This is a genomic window from Agromyces sp. Marseille-Q5079 (assembly GCF_051016555.1).
Lineage (GTDB): Bacteria > Actinomycetota > Actinomycetes > Actinomycetales > Microbacteriaceae > Agromyces.
This window is the reverse complement of record NZ_JBPEJF010000007.1, coordinates 1-23111: the sequence shown is the minus strand read 5'-3', so window position 1 is coordinate 23111 and position 23111 is coordinate 1. Positions and strand designations below refer to the sequence as shown.

The following is a 23111-nucleotide window of genomic DNA, read 5'->3' as shown; positions in this document are numbered from 1 at the left end:
GCCGCACAGGCGGGGATGCCGCCCGATCTCCTGCACCGGCATCGCGGCGGGCCGGCCGCGGGGCTCAGCTGCGCAGCACGACGTTGCGCGGTTCGTCGCCGCGGAGCATCCGCTCGACCTGGTCGCGCACGAGGCGGGCCATGCGGGGCATCATCGCGGTCGAGGCGCCGCCGACGTGGGGCGAGACGAGCACGTTCGGCAGGGCGAAGAGCGGATGTCCGTCGGGCAGCGGCTCGGGCTCGGTGACGTCGAGGGCGAAGCGGAGGCGCCCCCGGCTCGCGTGGTCGAGGATCGCGTCGGTGTCGGCCACCCGGCCGCGCGCGATGTTCACGACGAGCGCACCGTCGGGCAGCGCCGACAGGAACGCATCGTCGACGAGCTCCGTCGTGTCGTCGGTCAGCGGCACGCCGACGATGACGATGTCGGCGTCGGGCAGCAGGTCGGGCAGCTCGTCGATGCCGTGGATACGGCCGCGCTCGTCGTCGCGCGCGCGGCTCGCGACGCGGGTGACCTCGACCTCGAACGGCAGCAGGCGCTCCTCGATGGCCTGGCCCACGCCGCCGTAGCCGACGAGCAGCACGCGGCGGTCGGCGAGGCTCGCGTGGCGGGCGGGCGCCCACCGGCCCTCGCTCGCCGCGCGCACGAAGTCGGGGATGCCGCGCTGGGCCGCGAGCACGAGGGCGAGCGTGAGTTCGGCGGTCGAGGTCTCGTGCACGGATGCCGCGTTCGCATAGACGTGGCCGGGCGGCAGCGCCGCCGCGACGTCGTCGTACCCGATCGACTGCGACTGCACGAGGCGCGTGGTGACGCCCGCGAGCGCGCCGAGCTTCGCCGAGGCGCCCATGTACGGCGGCACGACGAGGTCGAGGTGGTCGGCGGGTGCCGGGCCGGTCAGGTCCCACAGCACGACGTCGACGCCCTCGGGCAGTTCGCCGACCGCGTCGCGGAGGGTAGCGCCGGGCAGGGACACGAGCAGTCGGTCGGTCATCCTTCGATCCTCTCAGAGCGCTCGCGCGCGGCATCCGTCACGTCGTGGTCAGCTCCCACGTGGTGCAGGAGATCAGGTGGCATCCCGGCTGTGAGCGGGGATGGGGCCCGATCTCCTGCACGACGGAGGGGTCGTCGGGGCGTGACGCCCACGGCAGCCCTCACAGGGGCCCTCACGCCAGCCCTCACGGGAGCTGCTCGACCTGGGCGCGGATGATGCGCTCGGCGACGTCCATGGCGCCGTCGCTCGGCGCGAGCTCGTCGAAGCCGTGCAGCAGGCCGTCGACCGCGAGCGAGGCGATGCCGTGGCTCATGGCGCAGAGCTGCAGGAACGTGGTCTCGACGTCGCCCGTGATGTCGCCGGCCGCATGCACCTCGACGACGAGCGCGCGCAGGCCGCCGAGGGCCGCGAGCCTGGCCCGGTCGAGGGTGTCGTCGCCGTGCGCGATGCTCGGCGTGCGGAACATCGCGTCGAAGTGGGCCGGGTTGCGCTGGGCGAACGCCACGAACTCGAGCGAGTCCTGGACGAGTCGTTCGCGCCCGGGCAGGTGCGCGGCGCGTTCCTGGGCGGTGCAGAGCTCGTCGTCGAGCAGCGCGAGGCCCTCGAGCGCGAGCGCGCGGATCATGCCCTCGCGGCTGCCGAAGAAGTGCGTCGGGGCGGCGTGCGACAGGCCGGCCCGGCGGGCGACCTCGCGGAGGCCGACGCCGTTGACCCCCTGCTCGCGTGCGAGCTCCTCCATGGCGCGGAGCAGGGCTGCGCGCCCAGGCGCCCCCGTGGGGATGGTGTCCGTCATCGTGGTTCCCATCGTCGTTCTCGAACGGGCTTCGGGCAAGTGCCGCACGTGCTGCGAACGGATGCTTGACATTGTAAAGTCCTCGCTCGTACACTCGCTTTGCATTGTAAAGCGATGGAGGTTCGACATGGTCGACATCACCCGCGGCGACGTCTGGAAGGCGATCACCGCCGAGAACTTCATGGTCATCGGCATGGTGACCGCGCGCGGCGAGGCGCGCACCGCCGGCGTCATGCACGCCGTGCACGACGAGCGGCTCTGGTTCACCACCCACGACCGGGCGTGGAAGACGAGGCACATCTCCGCCAACCCGGCGGTCGGCGTGACGGTGCCCATCGCGAAGCGGGTGCCGCTCCTGCCGTGGATCAAGATCCCGGCCGCGACCGTCACGTTCGCCGGCGAGGCCGAGGTCGTGTCGCTCGCCGAGATGCCCGAGCACGTGCGCGACGCATTGCTGCACGGCCTCGACGTGTCCGACGGCGAGGAGCACGGCCGAATCGTCGGCATCGGCGTTCGCCCGACGGGCGACTTCGTCACGTACGGCGTCGGCGTCTCGGCGATGGGCATGCGCGACACCGAGCAGGCCCAGGGGCGCGTGCGCGCGGCATCCGTCTACGCCTGACCTCGCGGCGCACTGGCTGATACCGTAGCGCTCATGGATGACGCGGGGGCCGGATCCAGTTCCGGAGGCCAGCACGACGCAAGCGTCGGGGGCGCAGTGGACGACCATCGGGTGAAGCCCGAGAACGTGCGCGCCGAGGCGCTGAAGGAGCGCGTCTACGCGACCTTCACGGGCCTCGCCATCGTGCTCGTGCAGGTCACGAACGTCGATCACCTCGTCGCCGGTCGCGTCGCGATCGAACTCGTCGTCGGCATCCTCGCGATCACGGCCGCCGGCCTGGCCGCCGACGTCATCTCGTTCCTCTCCGTGCACGCGAGGTTCCCCGACGGCCACGAGGTGCGCGTCATGCTGCGCATCGCTGCCTCGGCGCTCGCCTCGGCCGGCGTGCCCGTGGTCGTGCTCGTGCTCGCGGCCATCGGCCTCGTCGAACTCGAGACGGCGCTGCGCATCGTCTCGATCGTGTACGTCGTGACGCTCGGCGTGATCGCCTACCTCGGCGTGCGACGCACGCATGCGCCGTGGTGGAAGCAGTTCGTCGCGCTCGTCGCGCTCATGGCGGTCGGGCTCAGCGTCGTGCTGATCCAGCTCGCCGCGCACGGCCACTGACCCGAGCCCGGCCGCCGACCCGAGCCCGGCCGCCGACGCGAGCCCGGCCGCCGACCCGAGCCGGTCACGGACCAGACCGCGCGACCTCGACGCGCACTGAACCCGCGCGCGCCGACGCCGGATCAGCGGGCGCGCGGCTCGAACCGGCGCGGCTCGAACGCCGCGGCGACGAGTTCGCGCAGGTCCTCGAGCGATCCCTGCGCGAGGCCCTGCGCCCTCGCCTGCACGAGCACGTTGCCGATCGCGGTCGCCTCGACGGGTCCCGCGAGCACGGGCAGGCCCGAGCGGTCGGCCGTGCGCTGGCAGAGCAGCGAGTTGAGCGCCCCGCCGCCGACGACGTGGATCGTCGCGACGTCGACGCCCGAGAGCACCGATGCCTGCCGCACGGCCCCGGCGAACGCCTCGGCGAGCGATTCGATGATCGAGCGGGCGAACTCTGCGCGGCTCTGCGGCGCGGGCACGCCGTGCTCGGCGCACCACTCCGCGATGCGGCCGGGCAGGTCGCCGGGCGACATGAACCTCGCGTCGTCGGCGTCGAACACCGCGACGGGTCCGGTGACGGATGCCGCGGCCGCGAGCAGCTCGGACAGCACGATCGTCTCGCCGTCCCGCTCCCACCACCGCACCGACTCCGACAGGAGCCAGAGGCCCATGACGTTGTGCAGGAACCGCACGCGCCCGTCGACGCCGCCCTCGTTCGTGAAGTTCGCCTCGCGCGCGGCATCCGTCGTCACCGGGTGCTCGAGTTCGACGCCCACGAGCCCCCACGTGCCGCACGAGATGTAGGCCGCGGACTCGGCCAGCATCGGCACGGCCACGACCGCCGACGCGGTGTCGTGCGAGCCCACGGCGACGACCTCGACACCGGCCGGCGCCCCGAGCTCGTCGGCGACCGAGGGGCGCAGCGCGCCCAGCGACTCGCCGGGCGCCACGATCGGGGCGAAGACGGATGCCGGGAGCCCGAGCTGCTCGATGAGCTCGTCGTCCCACTCGCCCGAGTGCACCCCGAGCAGCCCGGTCGTCGAGGCGTTCGTGCGCTCGGCGACGCGGCGCCCCGTGAGCTCGAACCCGATGAGGTCGGGCACGAGCAGCAGGGAGTCGGCGAGGGCCAGGCATCCGTTCGGCTCGTCGCGCTCGGCGGCGAGCTGGTACAGCGTGTTGAACGGTAGGAACTGCAAGCCGTTTCGCCGGTAGAGCTCGGCGAACGGCACGACGTCGTGCACCCGGTCGACGGCGCGCGCGTTGCGCTCGTCGCGGTAGTGGAACGGCTGGCCCAGCAGGCGGTCGCCGCGGAGCAGCCCGTAGTCGACGGCCCACGAGTCGACGCCGATCGACGCGACCGCCGGATCGCGGCGGAACGCGTCGGCGAGGCCGCGCGTCAGGTCGCGGTAGAGACCGGTGAAGTCCCAGTGCAGGCCGGACGCGAGGCGCACCGGCCCGTTCGGGAAGCGCGCCACGTGATCGAGCTCGAGCCGGCCCGCCGCCTGGTCGACGTGCCCCAGGATGACCCGGCCGCTGGTGGCGCCGAGGTCGACCGCGGCGACCGTGCCCGCGCGTCGCGCGCTCCCCGTGCTCATCGCAGGAATGCGGCCGCGACGCCGGCGTCGACCGGGATGTGCAGGCCGGTCGTGTGGCTGAGCTCGGGACCGGTGAGCACGATCACCGCGTTCGCGACGTGCTCGGGCAGCACCTCGCGCTTCAGGATGGTGCGCTGGGCGTAGAACTTGCCCAGGTCCTCCTCCTCGATGCCGTAGGTCTTGGCGCGGTTGGCACCCCAGCCCGAGGCGAAGATGCCGGAGCCGCGCACGACGCCGTCGGGGTTGATGCCGTTGACCTTGATGCCGTACTCGCCGAGCTCGACCGCGAGCAGGCGAACCTGGTGGGCCTGGTCGGCCTTCGTCGCCGAGTAGGCGATGTTGTTGGGGCCCGCGAAGACCGAGTTCTTCGACGAGATGTAGATGATGTCGCCGCCGAGGCCCTGGTCGATGAGCACGCGCGCGGCGGCCTTCGACACGAGGAACGAGCCCTTGGCCATGACGTCGTGCTGGAGGTCCCAGTCGGCCTCGGTCGTCTCGAGCAGGGGCTTGGACAGCGAGAGTCCGGCGTTGTTCACGACGAGGTCGAGGCCGCCGAAGGCGAGCACGGCGTCGTCGATCGCGCGCTGGATCGCCGAGCCATCCGTCACGTTCGCCTGCACGCCGATCGCGACATCCGCGGTGCCGAGCTCTGCGGCCGCCGCCTGCGCCTTCTCGAGGTCGAGGTCGGCGATGACGACGCACGCGCCCTCGGCCGCGAGCCGGGTCGCGATGGCCTTGCCGATGCCGGACGCGGCGCCCGTCACGAGGGCGATGCGGCCCGCGTGCGGCTTCGGCTTCGGCATGCGCTGGAGCTTGGCCTCCTCGAGTGCCCAGTACTCGATCGCGAACTTCTCGGCGTCGCTGATGGGGGAGTAGGTCGAGAGCGCCTCGGCGCCGCGCATGACGTTGATCGCGTTGACGTAGAACTCGCCGGCGACGCGCGCGGTCTGCTTGTTCGCGCCGTAGCTGAACATGCCGACGCCGGGCACGAGCACGATGAGCGGGTCGGCGCCGCGGATCGCGGGGCTCTCGGAGGTCGCGTGCGCGTCGTAGTACGCCTGGTAGTCGGCGCGGTACGCCTCGTGCAGTTCCTGCAGGCGGGCGACGGAGTCCTCGATGCTGGCGGATGCCGGCAGGTCGAGCACCATCGGCTTGACCTTCGTGCGCAGGAAGTGGTCGGGGCAGCTCGTGCCGAGGGCCGCGAGCGGGGCGAGCTTCTCGCGCGAGAGGAAGTCGAGCACCTCGGGGGCGTCGGTGAAGTGGCCGACCATGGGCTTGTCGTGGCTCGCGAGACCGCGGACGGTCGCGGCGAGGGCGGCGGCCTTCGCGCGGCGCTCGCCGGGCTCGAGGGGCTCGAAGCCCTCGACCACGGGGCCGAACGGCTCGGCCGCGCCGTGCTCGGCGATGTACGCCGCGGCGGTGTCGATGATCCAGAGCGAGTTCGCCTCGGTCTCCTCGGACGTGTCGCCCCAGGCGGTGATGCCGTGCCCGCCGAGGATGCAGCCGATCGCGGCGGGGTTCGCCGCCTTGATCGCCGCGATGTCGAGGCCGAGCTGGAAGCCGGGCCGGCGCCACGGCACCCAGACGACCTTGTCGCCGAAGATCTTCGCCGTGAGCTCCTCGCCGGCGGCGGCGGTCGCGATCGCGATGCCCGAGTCGGGGTGCAGGTGGTCGACGTGCGCCGCGTCGACGAGGCCGTGCATCGCGGTGTCGATCGACGGCGCCGCGCCGCCCTTGCCGTGCAGCGTGTAGTCGAACGCGGCGACCATCTCGTCTTCGCGCTCGAGGCCCGGGTACACGTCGACGAGCGCGCGCAGCCGGTCGAGGCGCAGCACCGCGAGGCCCTGCTCGGTGAGGGTGCCGAGGTCGCCGCCCGAGCCCTTGACCCACATGAGCTCGACGGGCTCGCCCGTGACCGGGTCGGTCTCGGTGCCCTTCGCCGACGTGTTGCCGCCGGCGTAGTTCGTGTTCTTGGGGTCGGCGCCGAGGCGGTTCGACCGCGCGATGAGGTCGGCTGCTGCCTGGTTCGTCATGGGAGATGTCCTTCGGTGGTGGGTCTGCGGTCAGTCGGTGATGGTCTGGAGGAGTTCGGTCGCCGGTCGAGCAGGGCGATCCGCGCCCGACTCGAGTCCCCGGATCCACCGCGCGAGGCGATCGATCGAGGCGGATGCCGCGGCCTCGTCGGGTCGGTTCAGGTGGCCGTGCTCGGTGCCGGGCTCGAGGTGCAGCTCGAGGTCGACGCCTGCGGCGGCGAGCGTGGCCGCGTAGGCCTCGCCCGAGACGCGGAGCTCGTCGGCCTCGCCGTTGATCATGAGCACGGGCGGATGGCCGGCGAGGTCGTGCGTCGTCGCGAGGCCGGGAACCGCCGCGAGCGGCGGGGCGTCGACCGGTGCGCCGAGGTAGCCCTCGTACATCGCCAGGACCTGCGCCGGGCCGAACCGGTCGGCGCCCGGATTCGCGTCGAGCAGCGCCCGCAGCGCGGCATCCGGGGCCGGCTGCACGGCGAGGAGCGTCGGATACGCGAGGAAGAGCCCCGCGGGCAGGGGTGCGGAGGGGCCCGTCGGCGGCGCGAGTTCATCGGGAGCGGCCCCCACCGCATCACCGGATTCAGCGCCGCCGACGGGGTCTGGGGTGCTCCGGACGGCGAGCATCCGCAGCACCGCGCCCGCGACGAGGTTGCCGCCGGCGCTCGCGCCGCCGAGCGCCGTGCGGGCCGGGTCGATGCCGAGCTCGGACGCGTGGTCGATCGTCCACCGCCACGCGGCGAGCACGTCGTCGGATGCCGCCGGGTAGACGTGCCCCGCGCTCGCGAGCCGGTAGTCGACCGAGATCACGGCGATGCCGCGGTCCGCGAGCGAGCGGGCCACCCAGTCGGCCTCGGGCATGTCGAGGTCTCCGGCGACGAATCCGCCGCCGTGCGCCCAGACGAGCGCGGGCGTCGGACGGCGCGTCGCGGCATCCGCCGTGCTCGCCGGGTAGACCCGGACGAGCCAGTCGGCTGCGCTGTACGCCGTCAGGTGCGACATCCGCTCAGGCTCCCCAGCCGGCCTGCACGCCGCCGACGCGGTCGGCCGCGATCTGCTGCAGGTAGCCGGATGCCGCGAAGGCGGCCATCGGGTCGGCGGGGAGTCCGCGCGACTCGCGCCATTCGGCGAGGGCCGGGCGAACGTCGGTGTAGAACGCGTCCATGAAGACGCGGTTGGCCTCGAGCACGTCGCCCGACAGCTGCGCCGCGCGCAGCGCCTCGGCGTCGACGAGCAGGGCGCGCGCGGTCATCTCCTGCACGTTCAGCACCGAGCGGATCTGGCCGGGCACCTTGTCTTCCACGTTGTGGCACTGGTCGAGCATGAACGCGACGTCGGGGTTGTTCAGGCCGCCGCCGCGGATCACCTCGAAGAGGATGCGGAACAGCTGGAACGGGTCGGCGGCGCCCACGATGAGGTCGTCGTCGGCGTAGAAGCGCGAGTTGAAGTCGAACGAGCCGAGCTTGCCGAGGCGCAGCAGCTGCATGACGATGAACTCGATGTTCGTGCCGGGCGCGTGGTGGCCGGTGTCGAGGCAGACCATGGCCTTGTCGCCGAGGGCGGCCACCTGCGCGTACGAGGTGCCCCAGTCGGGAACGTCGGTGTGGTAGAACGCCGGCTCGAAGAACTTGTACTCGAGCACGAGGCGCTGCTCGTCGCCGAGGCGCGCGTAGATCTCCTGGAGCGAGTCCTGCAGGCGGTCCTGGCGGCCGCGCAGGTCGGCCTGGCCGGGGTAGTTCGAGCCCTCGGCGAGCCAGATCTTGAGGTCGCGCGAGCCGGTCGCGTGCATGATGTCGATGCACTCGAGGTGGTGGTCGATGGCCTTGCGGCGCACCGCGGCGTCCTCGTGGGTGAGGGCGCCGAACTTGTAGTCGTCGTCCTGGAAAGTGTTCGAGTTGATCGTGCCGAGCTGCACCCCGAGGCCCTCGGCGTGCGCGCGCAGGTCGTCGTAGGAGTCGACCTTGTCCCACGGGATGTGCAGCGCGACGGTCGGCGCGAGCGCCGTGAACTTCTGCACCTGCGCGGCATCCGCGATCTTCTCGTAGGGGTCGCGGGGCGTGCCCGGCGTCGCGAACACCTTGAAGCGGGTGCCCGAGTTGCCGAACGCCCAGCTCGGGAGTTCGATGGCCTGCTGCTCGAGCTGGGCGAGCTGGTCTGCGGAGAAGATGCTCACGAGTGGCTGCTTTCTGCGGTCGGGGCGGTGGCGGATGCCGCTCGCCGGTCGTTCTCGGCGGCGGATGCCGCGTGGTCGGTGGGCTCGGGGGCGAGGCCCGCGAGCTGGTCTTCGAGGTTGAACACCTCGTCGAGGCGCGGTGCGCCCTGGTCGGGGCGGGAGCCGTCGAGTGCGACGAAGAACTCCGCCATCTCGGCCTCCCACGCGGCGGTGCGGGGGTCGACCTCGAGGGCGCGCTGGGCGGCCTCGTCGTCGTCGGTCTCGTAGTAGCCGATGAGCAGGCCGTCGGCCCGCAGGAAGAGCGAGTAGTTGCGTCGTCCGGATGCCTCGATCGCGCGGAGCATCTCGGGCCAGACGGCCGCATGGCGCTCGCGGTACTCCTCGAGGCGGGCGGGGTCGACCTGCAGTTGGAAGCAGACGCGCTGCGTGGCCGTGGCCGCGCCGGTGTGGCTCGTCATCGAGCTCGCCGTCCTCTCTGGGTGGTGCGTGGGGGTCCATTCGCAGACCCGTTCATGAATCGTTTCAATACTCTACATCGAACCGAGGGATCGCGCAACGGGAATGCGCTTTCCGTGGGTTCAGCCTATGCGGCGTCCCGTCCGAGCGGAAGGGCGGCGGCGGCGGGAAGGGCAGGGGCCCGGACCGGCATGACTGCCGACCCGGGCCCCGTGGCGGCATCCGATCAGAAGTCGAAGTCGCCGATGTTGTCCGCGTTGAACTCGAACGGGTCGCCGAGGAGCACGACGCCGTCGGCGCCGACCGTGTACTCGCCGAGCTTGCCCGCGTCGAAGGTGTCGCCCTCGGCACCGGTGATGTCGCCCTCGATGAGCGCCTTCGCCCCGTAGGAGGCGAGGTAGCCGAGGTCGGCCGGGTTCCAGAGCGCGAACGCGGTGACGGTGCCGTCCTCGACGTACTCGCGCATCTGGTTCGGGGTGCCGAGGCCGGTCAGCGCGACCTTGCCCTTGTACTCCGAGGTGGAGAGGTAGCGGGCCGCGGCCGAGATGCCGACCGTCGTGGGCGAGATGATGCCCTTCAGGTCGGGGTGGGTCTGCAGCAGCGCCGCGGTCTTATCGAACGAGGTCTGGTCGTCGTCGTCGCCGTAGACCGTCTCGACGAGCGTGATGTCGGGGTAGTCGCTCGCGAGGTACTCCTCCATCATCTCGATCCAGGCGTTCTGGTTCGTCGCGTTGGCGGATGCCGAGAGGATCGCGATCTCGCCGGCGCCGCCGATCTGGTCGGCGATCAGGTCGACCTGGACCTTGGCGATGCCCTCCGCGTCGGCCTGGTTGATGAACAGGTCGCGGCAGTCGGCGTTCGTGTCGGAGTCGAAGGTGACGACCTTCACGCCCGCGTCGCGAGCCTCGTTCAGCGCGTCGCAGATGGCCTCGGGGTCGTTCGCCGAGACGGCGATCGCGCCCACGCCCTGCTGCGTGAGGGTGTTGATGTAGCTGACCTGCGCGTCGGGCGTCGCCTCGGCGGGGCCGACCTCGGCGAACGTGCCGTCGAACTCGCCGATGGCCTCCTTCGCACCGGCCGACGAGGTGTCGAAGTACGGGTTGCCGAGGTTCTTCGGCAGGAACGTGATGGCGAGGTTGCCGCTGTCGCCGCCCTCGCCTCCGCCCGAACCGGAGTCGCCTGCGGCGCAGCCGGTCGCGAGGAGTGCGACGCTCATCGCGACGGCGGCTACGGCCGCGACGCGGGACTTCTTGTGAAACATCGTTGTTTTCCCTTCATCGGTTTCGGTCGATGGGTGATCGCATCGACACGCGTGCGCGGGCGGTCACCCTGCTGCGGAAGCCTTCGCGCGCGCGGTTCCCCCTGGTGCCCTGCGCTTCGTGCGCAGCCAGGCCAGGAAGCTGTTGGACACCACGGAAGCCACGAGCAGCACTCCGGTGATGATGTTGATGACGTCGGAGGTGACGTTCGCCAGGCGCAGGGCGCTCGCGAGGATGCCGATCAGCAGCACGCCGGCGATGACGCCGTGGATCGCACCGCGGCCGCCGAACACCGAGACGCCGCCGAGCACGACCGCCGCGATGACCTGCAGTTCGAGGCCGGTCGCGTTGTCGCCGCGGGCGCTGCCGAAGCGGAGCGTGTAGTAGACGCCGGCGAGCGCCGCGATGGTGCCCGAGAGCACGAACAGCACGAGCTTCGTGCGCTCCACGTGCACGCCGGAGAAGCGCGCAGCCGACTTCGAGAGGCCGATCGCGTAGATGCCGCGGCCGAACGGCGTGAAGTGCAGCAGCACGACGAAGACCACGAGCAGCACGAGGAAGAGCAGCAGCACGGCCGGCACGTTCGAGCCGCCGAGCTTCATCTTCGCGAGGTCGGTCCAGAAGTCGGGGAAGTCGGTCACGGCGGTCGTGCCGAGCAGGCCGACGGCGAGTCCGCGGTAGAGCGCGAGCGTGCCGATCGTGACCGCGAGCGAGGGCAGGCCCACGACGGTGACGAGGAACCCGTTGATCGCACCGGCGACGGCGCCCGCGACGAGCGCCACGACGATCGCGAGCTCGAACGGCGCGCCGGCCTGGGTCAGCACGCCGATGAGCACGCTCGACAGGCCGACGATGCTCGCGACCGAGAGGTCGATCTCGCCGGTGATCATGATGAGCGTCATCGGCAGGGCGATCAGGAGGATCGGCGTGACGTCGAGGATCAGGTAGGTCAGCGTGATCGGCTGCCCGAAGCCGCGCACGCTCAGCGAGGCGACGACGGCGACGACGACGAGCAGGCCGACGATGGCCATTTCACGGGTGAGCAGCAGGCGCTGCCAGAGCGGGCGGTCGTAGTCGCGGTAGGTGCGCGCGGGGGCGGCGGTGGAGGCGGTTGCGGTGGTCATCAGTCGTCCTCCCTGGCCGCGATGAGCTTGCGTTTCTGGCGAACGGCCAGCACACGGTCGAGCACGATGGCGCCGATGATGAGCACGCCGACCACGGCGCGCTGCCAGAAGTCGGGGATGCCGAGGATCGGCAGGGCGCGGTTGATCGTGAGCAGCAGCACGGCGCCGATGGCCGCGCCCCACACCGACCCGACGCCGCCGGTGATGGCCACGCCGCCGATGACGGCCGCGCCGACCGCGTCGAGCTCCCAGCCCGAACCGGCCTGCGAGTTCACCGTTCCGTACCGGGCGGTGTAGAGCACGCCGGCCAGGCCGGCGAGGGCGCCCGACGAGACGAAGGCGATGAGCAGGCGACGCGTGACCCGCAGGCCGTAGAGCTCGGCGGCCGCGGGGTCGGAGCCGATCGCGTAGAACTCGCGGCCGCCGCGGGTGTTCTTCATGATCCAGCCGATCACGACGAGCACGACGAGGGCGATGAGCGTGAGGATCGGGATCCACAGCACCTGGCCCGTTCCGAGGGCGAGGAAGTCCTTCGGCAGGTCGGACGCGTTCACGCGGTCGCTGCCGGTCCAGAGCACGTTGATGCCGCGGTAGGCGTAGAGCGTGCCGAGCGTGATGACCATCGCGGGCACCTTGGCGTACGCGACGAGCGCGCCGTTGATGAGCCCGAGCAGTCCGCCGAACACGATCGCGGCCGCGAAGACGGCGAGGATCGGGATGCCGGGGATGTCGATGAACAGCCGCCCCGTCAGGTACGCCGAGAGGCCGAGGATCGAGCCGACCGACAGGTCGACGTTGCGCGTGATGAGCACGATCGCCTGGCCGATCGCCACGAGCACGAGGATCGACGGGGTCAGCAGCAGGTCGCGCCATCCGTCGGCGCTGAACAGGAAGTTCGGGTTCGCGACGGTCGCCGCGATCACGACGATGACGAGGGCGAGCAGGATGCCGAACTCGCGCGCGGCGCCGACGGCCTGCAGCCGCTTGGTGACGGCGGTCTTCTCGATCGCGGGGGCGGGGGTCGGTGCCGGCGCGGTCACGAGTGGGCTCCCTGTGCGTGGGTCGCGGCGAACATGACGTTCTCGCTGGTGGCGTCGGATCGGTCGATCTCGGCGGTGATGCGCCCCTCGCGCATGACGAGCACGCGGTCGGCCATGCCGAGCACCTCGGGCAGCTCCGACGAGATCATGAGGATGCCCATGCCCTTGCCGGCGAGTTCGGAGAGCAGGCGGTGCACCTCGGCCTTGGTGCCCACGTCGATGCCGCGGGTGGGCTCGTCGATGATCAGCACGGTCGGTTCGGTGGCGAGCCACTTGCCGAGCACGACCTTCTGCTGGTTGCCGCCCGAGAGGGTCCCGGCGATCGTGCTGAGCGCGTTCGTCTTGACCTCGAGGCGGCTGGCCCAGACCTTCGCGGCCCGGTTCTCGAAGCCGTTGGTGATGATGCCGGCCTTGGCGAGCTGGTTCCGGATGACGAGCGAGAGGTTGCGGGCGACGGATGACTCGAGCACGAGTCCCTCCTTGCGGCGGTCCTCGGGCACGAGGGCGAGTCCGGCCCCGATCGCGCGGTCGGGTCGGTTGCGCGGCAGCGTGCGCCCGGTGAGCCGGACGGAGCCGGATTCGTACGGGTCGACGCCGAACACGGCGCGGGCGACCTCGCTGCGGCCGGCGCCCACGAGTCCGGCGAGTCCGACGATCTCGCCGGCGCGCACCGAGAAGGTGATGTCGTGGAAGACGCCCGTGCGGGTCAGTCCCTCGACCTCGAGCAGCGGCTCGCCGATCGTGGCCGGCGTCTTCGGGAAGAGCTCGGTCACGTCGCGGCCGACCATCTGGCGCACCATCTCGTCGACGGTCGTCTCGATGATGGGCGTGGTGGCGACGTAGGAGCCGTCGCGCATGACGGTCACGGTGTCGCAGAGCGCGAAGATCTCGTCGAAGCGGTGCGAGATGAAGAGGAGTGCGCGGCCCTCGTCGCGAAGGCTCCGCGCGACGGCGAACAGGCGGTCGACCTCGACGCCCGAGAGGGCGGCGGTCGGCTCGTCCATGATGAGCACGCGGGCGTCGAGCGAGACGGCCTTCGCGATCTCGATGACCTGCTGGTCGGCGATCGAGAGGCCCTCGGCGGGGCGGTCGGGGTCGATGCGCACGCCGAGCCGCTGGAACAGCGCCTCGGCCTCGAGGCGCATGGCCTTGCGGTCGATGCGCCCGAAGCGGTTCACGGGCTGGCGGCCCATGAAGATGTTCTCGGTGACGGTGAGGTCGGGGAACAGCGTCGGCTCCTGGTAGATGACCGCGATGCCCGCGGCCTTCGACTGGGCGGTCGACGTGAAGTCGACGTCTTCGCCGCGAAGGCGGAACTCGCCGGCGTCGCGGCGGTAGAGCCCGGCGATGATCTTCACGAGCGTCGACTTGCCGGCGCCGTTCTCGCCGACGAGCGCGTGGATGGAGCCGGACTGGAGTCGCAGGCTTCCGGAGCGGAGGGCGACCACCGGTCCGAACGACTTGACGACTCGCGAGAGCTCAAGCATGGGCGGCGCCGGCGTCTGCGGCGTGTCCGTCTGCACGATGGCCTCCTCATCGAGGTGAATCTGGATGAATCGATTCATGTACGATTCAGGGACACTGTATGGAACGATTCACTGGCGGTCAAGTTCGCCGGGTGGATGACCGGCACGACATCGGCGAGGGAGCTGGAATGACTGGGGTGCGCATCCGCGACGTCGCGCAGCACGCCGGTGTCTCCGTGGGCACGGTGTCCAACGTGCTGAACCGTCCGGGCGACGTCTCGCCCGACTCGGTCGACCGCGTCAACCGGGCCATCGAGCAGCTCGGCTACGTGCGCAACGACGCCGCCCGCAAGCTGCGCGCCGGCGTCAGCACCACCGTCGGGTTCGTCGTGCTCGACGGCCAGAACCCGTTCTTCACCGACGTCGTGCGCGGCGCCGAAGACGAGGCGAGCAGTCACAACCTCGCGATCCTCTACGGCAACACCGACGAGGACGTCGGCCGCGAGCGCATGTACCTCGACCTGTTCGAGGAGCAGCAGGTGCGCGGCGTCCTCATCTCACCGTACGGCGACATCCACGCGCGCCTCGAGCGCCTGCGCGCCCGCGGCATCCCCGCCGTGCTCGTCGACCGCTTCAGCGGCGACGGGCGCTTCAGCTCCGTCTCGGTCGACAGCGTCGCGGGCGGCCGCATGGCCGTCGAGCACCTCATCGGCGCGGGGCGACGGCGCATCGCATTCGTGGGCGGGCCGTTCGAGATCCAGCAGGTGCGCGATCGCCTGGCCGGCGCGCGCGTCGCCGCCGAGAACGCCGTCTCGCCCGTCGAGATCGAGGTCGTCGCGACCGAGGCCACCACGGTCGCCGACGGCGTCGCGGCCGGCGCACGCATCCTCGCCAGGCCGCGCGGCGACCGCCCCGACGCCCTGTTCGCGGCGAACGACCTCGTCGCGCTCGGCCTCCTGCAGGCGCTCGTCGTCGACGGCCGCATGCTGGTCCCCGACGAGATCGCGATCATCGGGTTCGATGACATCCCGTTCGCGGCCGCGGCGGCCGTGCCGCTCTCGTCCATGCGCCAGCCCAGCCGCATGATCGGGCGCACCGCACTGCGCATCCTCCTCGAGGAGACCGCAGACCCCGACCTCATCCCGCGGCAGACGGTGTTCCTCCCTGAATTGGTGGTGCGGCGGTCCACCGCGGCACCCGTCGCCTCCGCCGCGGCGCCCGGGGGCAGGGCGCGCTGACGCCGAAGTCGTGCGCGGTTGTTTCGTCCTCGAAACACCGGCGAAACGAGCCGCTGGTCTGATTTCTGTCAACTGACAGAAATACGGAGGCCGGACGATGACCATCGACAGCTCGGCACGGATGGCGACCCTGGACAGCGTCGGGGCGGCACGCTCGGACGCCCGCGCCCGAGGCAGCCGCTCGCCCTGGATGCCGGACCTGCCGGCAGCCTCGACCCCGAACCCGCCGGAGGGCGTCCCGGCGACGGAGCTGCTCTGGTCGGAGACCGTCGCTCCGGGGGGCTACACGCACCTGCGTGTCGCCCGCGGCACCCGCATCCGCTTCGAGGACACCGACGGCGACGCCTCGGCGAGCGTCGTCGTGCTGAATGCGCTGAACCCCGCCGAACGGCTGAACGTCGCCGACACCCAGAAGATCCCGTGGCAGGCCTACCTCGGGGCGGGGCATCCGCTGCTCTCCGGCGACGGACGCGTGCTCGCGACCGTGGTCGAGGACACGTCGGGCCACCATGACGCGCTCTGCGGCGCCTCCGGCGACGCCTGGAACGTCCGCAAGTTCGGCGACGCGACGCCCGAGGGCCCGACGCCGTCGGGTCACGCGCTCCTCCGCATGGCCGCGTCCAAGCACGGCCTCACGCGACGTGATATCCCTCCCGCCGTCTCGTTCTTCAAGGGCGTGCGGGTCGCCGCCGACGGGGCGCTCGACTGGATCGGGTCGGCCGGCGCGGGCACGCAGGTCGACCTCGTCGCCGAGCTGCCGCTGATCGTGCTCGTCGCGAACGCGCCGCACCCGCTCGACCCCCGCTCCGACTACGTCGCCGGCCCGCTGCGGGTGCACGCGTGGCGGAGCCGGCCGACCTGCAGCGACGACCCGCGCGCCGCCACGACTCCCGAACGGGAGCGCGCCTACCTCAACACCATCGCGTACGCCGAGCTCGCAGGCCTCTGAGAGGAAGAACCGTCATGGTCACCACCACCGTCCCGCCCCGCCCCGTCTACGCGGCCGGCTCCGTCCTCGACTGGTCGGAGCCGTTCGTCCCCGGTGCCGTCATCGTCGACGAACCCATCGCACCCCGCGCCTCCTGGTCGGCGCTCGTGCGCGCCGGCGACGTGTTCACGCTCGTCGACGTCGGGGGCAACCAGTCCGGCGACTGCCTGATCTTCGCCGCCGACGACACGTCGGAGCGGTACAGCGCACCCGACACGATCGCCTGGCAGGCCAACGCCTACGTCACGACGGGCACCGTGCTGCGCTCCAACCTCGGCGAACCCCTGATGACGGTGGTGGGCAACGAGATCGACCGGCAGGACACGATCGGCGGCGCCTGCAGCAAGGAGTCGAACACGCTGCGCTACGGACACCACACCGCCTACCAGCACGCCTGCCGCGAGAACTTCCTCTTCGAGGGTGCGACGTGGGGGCTCACGGCCCGCGACCTCGTCTCGAACCTCAACTGGTTCATGAACGTCCCGGTCGAGGCCGACGGCTCGCTCGGCATCGTCGACGGGATGAGCGCACCCGGCCGCCGGGTCGCATGCCGCGCAGAGCGCGACGTGATCGTCGTCATCTCCAACTGCCCGCAGATGAACAACCCATGCAACGACTTCAACGTGACGCCGCTCCGCGCGATCGTCACCCGTCCGGAACGAGGCACCCGATGACCTTCGACACCGTCCTCATCGCCAATCGCGGCGAGATCGCGCGCCGCATCATCCGCTCGGCGAAGCAGCTGGGGCTGCGCACCGTCGCCGTCTACTCGGATGCCGACCGCGCGGCGCCCCACGTCCGCGAGGCGGACGTCGCCGTGAGGCTCGGCCCGGCGCCGGCCGCCGAGTCCTACCTGCGGATCGACGCCATCCTCGACGCGGCCCGCGCGACCGGCGCCGGTGCCGTCCACCCGGGCTACGGCTTCCTCTCCGAGAATGTCGAGGCGGCCCGGGCCGTCGAGGCGGCGGGGCTCGCCTGGATCGGGCCGACGCCCCACCAGATCGAGACGTTCGGCCTCAAGCACACCGCGCGCGACCGTGCCGAGGCGGCCGACGTGCCGCTGCTGCCCGGCACCGGCCTCCTGGGCTCGGCGGAGGAGGCCATCGTCGCGGCGCAGCGCATCGGCCTGCCGGTGATGCTCAAGGCCACGAGCGGCGGTGGCGGCATCGGCATGCGGGTGTGCCGCACCCTCGACGATGTGCGAGAGGGGTACGTCGCGGTCGCATCGATGGCGGCGCGCAGCTTCGGTTCGGGCGGCGTCTTCCTCGAGCGCCTCGTGACGAGCGCTCGGCACGTCGAGGTGCAGGTCTTCGGAGACGGCGAAGGCCGGGTCGCCGTCTTCGGCGACCGGGACTGCTCGCTGCAGCGCCGCAACCAGAAGGTGATCGAGGAGGCGCCCGCGCCCGGACTCGGCGACGCCGTGCGCCGCGAACTGCACGCCGCGGCCAGGAGGCTCGCGGCCACCGTCGCGTATCGCTCGGCGGGCACCGTGGAGTTCATCTACGACGTCGAGCGCGGCGAGGTCTCGTTCCTCGAGATGAACACCCGACTGCAGGTCGAGCACCCCGTGACCGAGGCGGTCTTCGGCATCGATCTCGTCGCCCTCATGCTGCGCCTCGCGCGCGACGGGGCCGCGTCGATGGAGGACGGCCTCTTCGAGGAGCAGGTCCCCGTCGGCCACGCGCTCGAGGCGCGCGTCTACGCGGAGGATCCCGCCAGGGGCTTCGCGCCCTCTCCCGGACTGGTGACCAGGGCCGAGTTCCCCGAGGGCGACGGCGTGCGCGTCGACTCGTGGATCGAGACCGGCCTCCGGGTCACGCCCGACTACGACCCCATGCTCGCCAAGGTGATCGTGCACGCCGCCGATCGCGACGCCGCGCTCGACCGGCTCGGCGCCGCGCTCGCCGCGACCCGTGTCGACGGCATCGTGACCGGTCTCGGCATGCTCCGCGCGCTCTGCGACGATCCGACGGTGCGCGCCGTGCGCCACGACACCGGCACGCTCGGCGATCCTGTGGATCCGGATGCCCGCATCGACGTGCTGTCGCCGGGCCTCATGACCACCGTGCAGGACCTGCCCGGCCGGGTGGGTCACTGGAAGGTCGGCGTGCCGCCGTCGGGCCCGATGGACCCGGTCTCCTTCCGGGAGGCGAACCTCGCGGTCGGCAACCCTGCGACGGCGCCCGCGCTGGAGATCACGATGTCCGGCCCGCGCCTCCGCTTCTCGGACGCGACCGTCGTCTGCGTCACCGGGGCGGAGGTCGCCGTCACGGTCGACGGCTCGCCCGTCGACCGGTGGACGCCGGTCGAGGTCCCCGCGGGCGGCGTGCTCGCGATCGGGGCGACGACCCTCGGCATGCGCGCGTACCTCGCGGTGCAGGGGGGCCTCGACGTCCCCGAATACCTCGGCAGCGCGTCCACCTTCACGCTCGGAGGCTTCGGCGGGCACGGTGGGCGGGCGCTCGTCGCCGGCGACGTGCTGCGGCCCTGCGACGTCGGCGTCGTCGCGGCCGGTGGGCCGACCCCGTCCGCTCGTCATCCGCGACTGACCCGCGAGTGGGCCATCGGCGTGACCGAGGGGCCGCACGCCGCTCCCGAGTTCTTCACGCGGGAGGACATCGACGAGCTGTACCGGGCCGTCTACGAGGTCGACGTGCAGTCGGCCCGCACCGGCGTGCGCCTGCGTGGGCCGAAGCCGGCATGGGCTCGGGAGGATGGCGGCGAGGCGGGCCTGCACCCGTCGAACATCCACGACACCGCCTACGCGATCGGCGCCCTCGACTTCACGGGCGACACCCCCATCATCCTCGGCCCGGACGGGCCGAGCCTGGGCGGCTTCGTCTGCCCCGCCGTCGTCGCCAGCGGCGAGTTCTGGAAGGTCGGCCAGCTTCGTCCGGGCGACACCGTGCGATTCGTGCCGGTGCGCGACGACGAGGCCCACCGCTTCCAGCCCGACCTGGAGCACGGCCGCCCGGCCGGCGACGGCGACGACGGCGTCCTCGCCCGCCGCGAGCCCGTCCTCGACGGCGACTCCGTGCTCGCCCCGGCGGTCACCTACCGCCGCGACGGCGACGCGAACCTCCTCGTCGAGTACGGCGAGAACGTGCTCGACCTCGGTCTGCGCATGCGGGTCCACGCGCTCGAGCAGGCGGTCATCGCCCGCGACATACCCGGGGTGCGCGACATCACGGCCGGCATCCGCTCGTTGCAGATCCAGACCGACCCCCTGGTGCTGCGCGCGTCGACGCTGCTCGACGAGCTGCAGCGCATCGAGGCCGAGCTGCCCGCGACGCAGGAGCTCGTGGTGCCGTCGCGCACCGTGCACCTGCCCCTCTCCTGGGACGACCCCGCGACCCGCGTCGCGATCGAGCGCTACATGTCGAGTGTCCGCGACGACGCGCCGTGGACGCCGTGGAACATCGAGTTCATCCGGCGGGTGAACGGGCTGGAGACCGTCGACGAGGTCCAGCGGATCGTCTTCGACGCGGACTACCTGGTGCTCGGGCTCGGCGATGTCTACCTCGGTGCCCCGGTCGCGACGCCGGTCGACCCGCGCCACCGGCTCGTGACCACCAAGTACAACCCCGCACGCACGTGGACGGCCGAGAACTCGGTCGGCATCGGAGGTGCCTACATGTGCATCTACGGCATGGAGGGCCCCGGCGGATACCAGTTCGTCGGTCGCACGGTGCAGATCTGGAACACCTTCCGCCGCGGTGGGCTGATCGAGGAGAACCCGTGGGCGCTGCGCCCGTTCGACCGCATCAAGTGGTACCCCGTGTCCGCCGAGGAACTGCTCGAGCTCCGCGCCGAGGTCGACGCGGGGCGAGGTTCGTTCCGCACCGAGGAGGGGACCTTCTCGCTGGCCGAGTACGAGGCGTTCCTCGACCGGGAGCACGAGTCGATCGCGGCGTTCCAATCCACGCAGCGGAGGGCATTCGACGAGGAGAAGGAGCGCTGGCGACAGGCCGGCGAGTTCGACCGCGTCTACGACGAGCCCGTGGTCGCCGCAGCCGAGACGCAGGTACCCGACGGTTGCGTGCCGGTGACCTCGCCCTTCGCAGCGAGCGTGTGGCGGGTCGACGTGGAGGCGGGCGCTTCGGCGGAGGTGGACGATCGTCTGCTCGTACTGGAGGCGATGAAGATGGAGAACGAGGTGCTCGCACCCGCGTCGGGCGTCGTGGTCGAGGTCTACGTCAAGCCCGGGGATCAGGTCGCCGCGGGCCAACTGCTCGCCGCCGTGCGTGCGGGTGCCTCTCCATCGCCCACGCTGCCGTCGACCGAGCTCGCCGCCGCCGGAGCGAACTCGTGAGCGCCGCGGACCGGGTGCGCGAGGCGTACCGCCGCATGGCCGCAGCGGACCGGCCGGAGGTGTGGATCACCCTCCGGGCCGAGGAGGACGTCGTCTCGGAGGCGGAGCGCGTCGACGCGCGCCGCGCCGCGGGGGAGCGCCTCCGGCTCGCCGGCATCCTCGTGGCCGTCAAGGACAACATCGACGTCGAGGGCCTGCCCACGACCGCCGGCAGCGTGGCGTACGCCTACGAGCCCGAGGCGGATGCCACGGCCGTCGCACGCCTGCGGGAGGCGGGCGCCATCGTGGTCGGCAAGACGAACCTCGACCAGTTCGCGACCGGACTCGTCGGCACCCGGAGCCCGTTCGGCGCCGTGCGCAATGCGTGGCGACCCGATCGCATCTCGGGCGGCTCGAGCTCGGGATCGGCCGTCGCGGTGGCCCTCGGGTTCGTCGACCTGGCGCTCGGCACCGATACGGCCGGTTCCGGCCGCGTCCCCGCCGCCCTCAACGGCATCTACGGGGTGAAGCCGAGCGTCGGCCTGATCCCGGCGACGGGGGTCGTGCCCGCATGCCGGTCGATCGACGTGGTGACCGTCTTCGGACGGGACCTCGGGCTCGCGCGCCGGGCCGCCGAGCTCATGGAGGGGCCCGACGGCGTCGACCCGCTCGCGCGGCCACGGCCGGTGCTGCCGGGGCTCGCGGCGGTGCCGCGCATCGCGATCCCCACGCCGGAGCACCTCGAGGGGCTCGCCGACGGGTGGGCGGAGGAGTTCGCCCGCGTGGTCGACCGCCTCGGGCGCTCGGGCGTCGAGATCGTCGAGGTGGACATCGCGCCGCTGCTCGATGCGGCGAGCCTGCTGTACGGCGGGTCGTTCGTCGCGGAGCGCACGGCCGCGGTCGGCGACTTCATCCGCGAGCACCCGGAACTCGTCGGCACCGACCTCGATCCGACGGTGGCGAAGATCGTTCTGGGCGGCGACGCGAGCAGTGCGGTCGACGTCTTCCGCGACCGCGACCTGCTCGCACGGCTCGGCCTCGAGGGCGCCAAGCGGCTGGAGGGCACCGCGGCCCTGCTCACCCCGACCACGACGTGGCATCCGACGCTCGCCGAGGTCGCGGCGGACCCCCTGGGCGCCAACGCGCGCATGGGACGGTTCACCAACTTCGCGAACCTGCTCGACTACGCCTCGCTCGCGGTGCCGGCGGGCGCCGTCGACGGCGTGCCGTACGGGGTGATGCTGACCGGCGCCGCGGGCTCTGACCGGCAGCTCGCCGAGCTCGCCCGCCTGATCGCGGATGCGCCGCTCGACCTGCTCGTGGTCGGCGCGCACCTGGAGGGGCAGCCGCTCAACCACCAGCTCGTCGCCGCGGGCGGACGGTTGAAGGCACGCGTGCGCACGGCGGCCGAGTACCGCCTCCATGCGCTCGACACCGTGCCGCCGAAGCCCGGCCTGCGCCGGGTCGGGCACGGCGGGGAAGGGATCGAGGGCGAGGTCTGGACCCTCCCGGCATCCGGGTTCGGCGCGTTCGTCGCGGGACTCCCGCAGCCGATGACCATCGGACGGGTGACGCTCGAGGACGGTTCGTCGGTCGCGGGTTTCCACGCCGAACACGTCGCCGTGGACGGCGCGCGCGATATCACCCGGTTCGGCGGATGGCGTCGCTACCTGGAGCTGCAGGCACAATAGGGGGATGGCATCATCGACCGTCGGGCGGCCGCGGATCACTCCCGGCCGGCCCGAGGTCGACCCTCGCACCGAGATCCTCGACGCGGCGGCATCCCTGTTCGCCGAGCTCGGCTACGCCGGCACGAGTACGCGTCGCATCGCCGAGCGTGCGGGAATGCGGCAGGCGAGCATGTACTACCACTTCGCGGGCAAGGAGGACATCCTGCTCGCGCTCCTGGAGCCGTCGGTGGCGCCGACGCTCGAACGTGCGGCCGACTGCCTCGAGGCCGAGGACCCCGTCGCGGCCCTCTACGACCTCGCGCGTGCCGACGTGACCACGCTGCTCGATGAACCTCACAACATCGGCACCATGTACCTCGCTCCGGAGGTCGCCGCAGAGGCCTTCGCGCCGTTCCGTCGTGCCCGTGCCGAACTGGCGGGCGTGTACGGCGCGCTCGCGCACCGCATCGATCCGACGCAGGATGAGGCCTTCGCCGGCGCCTGCTGCATGCAGCTCGTCGAGCTCGTGATCCCGCTGCGTCGCGAGGGCGAGGTGCCCGATGGCCTGCCCGAGCGCATCGCCGAGGCCTGCCTGAGGGTCGCGCGGGTCGCGGAGACGGATGTCGCACGCGTGCGAGCCAGGAGCTGAACGACGAGGCGGGCCGGGGCGAAAACTCGTCCCCGCCCCCCCCCCGTCGCGCGGGGCCGGCCGGCGCCGGGACCCCCGCGCGGCCGCCCGGGGCCCCCGCCCCCTCCCCGGGCCGCCGCCCCGAGGGCCCCGGCCCGGCGGCGGGGT

General features: G+C 72.0%; 19 protein-coding genes. 8 read left to right on the top strand and 11 right to left on the bottom strand.

The annotated features are described in order from the left end of the window. Positions 1-64: 64 nt before the first annotated feature. On the bottom strand, positions 65-988 hold the full coding sequence (locus ACR3IO_RS15090; RefSeq protein ID WP_434072039.1) for a 2-hydroxyacid dehydrogenase: 924 nt from the start codon (positions 986-988) through the stop codon (positions 65-67). 184 nt (positions 989-1172) lie between these two features. Continuing rightward, complete coding sequence (locus ACR3IO_RS15085) at positions 1173-1781, bottom strand: TetR/AcrR family transcriptional regulator (protein WP_434072038.1); 609 nt, start codon at positions 1779-1781, stop codon at positions 1173-1175. A 127-nt stretch (positions 1782-1908) separates the two neighbouring features. Between ACR3IO_RS15085 and ACR3IO_RS15080 the strand changes: the two genes are divergently transcribed. Next, positions 1909-2403 carry a pyridoxamine 5'-phosphate oxidase family protein gene (locus tag ACR3IO_RS15080; protein ID WP_434072037.1) on the top strand — a complete coding sequence of 165 codons (495 nt, stop codon included), beginning with the start codon at positions 1909-1911 and terminating at the stop codon, positions 2401-2403. Positions 2404-2499: 96 nt separating this feature from the next. Further along, positions 2500-3009, top strand: a complete 510-nt coding sequence (locus ACR3IO_RS15075) for a hypothetical protein (RefSeq protein WP_434072036.1) — start codon at positions 2500-2502, stop codon at positions 3007-3009. Between the two features lie 122 nt (positions 3010-3131). Here the strand turns inward: ACR3IO_RS15075 and ACR3IO_RS15070 are convergent, their stop codons facing one another. The 9 genes from ACR3IO_RS15070 to ACR3IO_RS15030 form a co-directional block, all read right to left on the bottom strand. Further along, positions 3132-4586: a rhamnulokinase gene (locus ACR3IO_RS15070; protein WP_434072035.1), complete on the bottom strand. Its 1455-nt coding sequence runs from the start codon at positions 4584-4586 to the stop codon at positions 3132-3134. Beyond that, entirely contained in the window at positions 4583-6619 is a 2037-nt protein-coding gene (locus ACR3IO_RS15065; protein ID WP_434072034.1) for a bifunctional aldolase/short-chain dehydrogenase, read from the bottom strand. Before ACR3IO_RS15065 ends, ACR3IO_RS15070 begins: the two co-directional genes overlap by 4 nt. A 30-nt stretch (positions 6620-6649) precedes the next feature. Then, positions 6650-7612, bottom strand: a complete 963-nt coding sequence (locus ACR3IO_RS15060) for an alpha/beta hydrolase (protein ID WP_434072033.1) — start codon at positions 7610-7612, stop codon at positions 6650-6652. 4 nt (positions 7613-7616) lie between these two features. Next, positions 7617-8783, bottom strand: a complete 1167-nt coding sequence (rhaI, locus tag ACR3IO_RS15055; RefSeq protein ID WP_434072032.1) for an L-rhamnose isomerase — start codon at positions 8781-8783, stop codon at positions 7617-7619. Next, positions 8780-9241 carry an L-rhamnose mutarotase gene (locus ACR3IO_RS15050; RefSeq protein WP_434072031.1) on the bottom strand — a complete coding sequence of 154 codons (462 nt, stop codon included), beginning with the start codon at positions 9239-9241 and terminating at the stop codon, positions 8780-8782. The genes rhaI and ACR3IO_RS15050 overlap by 4 nt, the downstream gene beginning before the upstream one ends. A gap of 224 nt (positions 9242-9465) precedes the next feature. Further along, on the bottom strand, positions 9466-10455 hold the full coding sequence (gene rhaS / locus ACR3IO_RS15045; protein WP_434072030.1) for a rhamnose ABC transporter substrate-binding protein: 990 nt from the start codon (positions 10453-10455) through the stop codon (positions 9466-9468). 108 nt (positions 10456-10563) lie between these two features. Then, on the bottom strand, positions 10564-11622 hold the full coding sequence (locus ACR3IO_RS15040) for an ABC transporter permease (RefSeq protein WP_434072029.1): 1059 nt from the start codon (positions 11620-11622) through the stop codon (positions 10564-10566). Continuing rightward, positions 11622-12629 (bottom strand): ABC transporter permease, encoded by a 1008-nt coding sequence (locus ACR3IO_RS15035; RefSeq protein ID WP_434072197.1) that lies wholly within the window; start codon positions 12627-12629, stop codon positions 11622-11624. The genes ACR3IO_RS15040 and ACR3IO_RS15035 overlap by 1 nt, the downstream gene beginning before the upstream one ends. Before the next feature lie 29 nt (positions 12630-12658). Further along, on the bottom strand, positions 12659-14149 hold the full coding sequence (locus tag ACR3IO_RS15030) for a sugar ABC transporter ATP-binding protein (RefSeq protein WP_434072196.1): 1491 nt from the start codon (positions 14147-14149) through the stop codon (positions 12659-12661). Between the two features lie 167 nt (positions 14150-14316). Here ACR3IO_RS15030 and ACR3IO_RS15025 point away from each other — a divergent pair, with 167 nt between their 5' ends. The 6 genes from ACR3IO_RS15025 to ACR3IO_RS15000 all read left to right on the top strand — a co-directional run bounded on the left by ACR3IO_RS15025 (position 14317) and on the right by ACR3IO_RS15000 (position 22964). Beyond that, positions 14317-15366 (top strand): LacI family DNA-binding transcriptional regulator, encoded by a 1050-nt coding sequence (locus ACR3IO_RS15025; RefSeq protein WP_434072028.1) that lies wholly within the window; start codon positions 14317-14319, stop codon positions 15364-15366. Positions 15367-15463: 97 nt separating this feature from the next. Beyond that, a complete protein-coding gene (locus tag ACR3IO_RS15020; RefSeq protein ID WP_434072027.1) occupies positions 15464-16315 on the top strand; it encodes an urea amidolyase associated protein UAAP1 in 852 nt (283 codons plus the stop codon). A gap of 14 nt (positions 16316-16329) precedes the next feature. Beyond that, positions 16330-17028, top strand: coding sequence for an urea amidolyase associated protein UAAP2 (locus ACR3IO_RS15015; RefSeq protein WP_434072026.1), 699 nt, complete (start codon positions 16330-16332; stop codon positions 17026-17028). Then, on the top strand, positions 17025-20666 hold the full coding sequence (uca, locus tag ACR3IO_RS15010; protein WP_434072025.1) for an urea carboxylase: 3642 nt from the start codon (positions 17025-17027) through the stop codon (positions 20664-20666). The genes ACR3IO_RS15015 and uca overlap by 4 nt, the downstream gene beginning before the upstream one ends. Further along, positions 20663-22336, top strand: a complete 1674-nt coding sequence (locus ACR3IO_RS15005; RefSeq protein WP_434072024.1) for an allophanate hydrolase — start codon at positions 20663-20665, stop codon at positions 22334-22336. Before uca ends, ACR3IO_RS15005 begins: the two co-directional genes overlap by 4 nt. A 4-nt stretch (positions 22337-22340) precedes the next feature. Further along, positions 22341-22964 carry a TetR/AcrR family transcriptional regulator gene (locus ACR3IO_RS15000; protein ID WP_434072023.1) on the top strand — a complete coding sequence of 208 codons (624 nt, stop codon included), beginning with the start codon at positions 22341-22343 and terminating at the stop codon, positions 22962-22964. Positions 22965-23111: the final 147 nt, after the last annotated feature.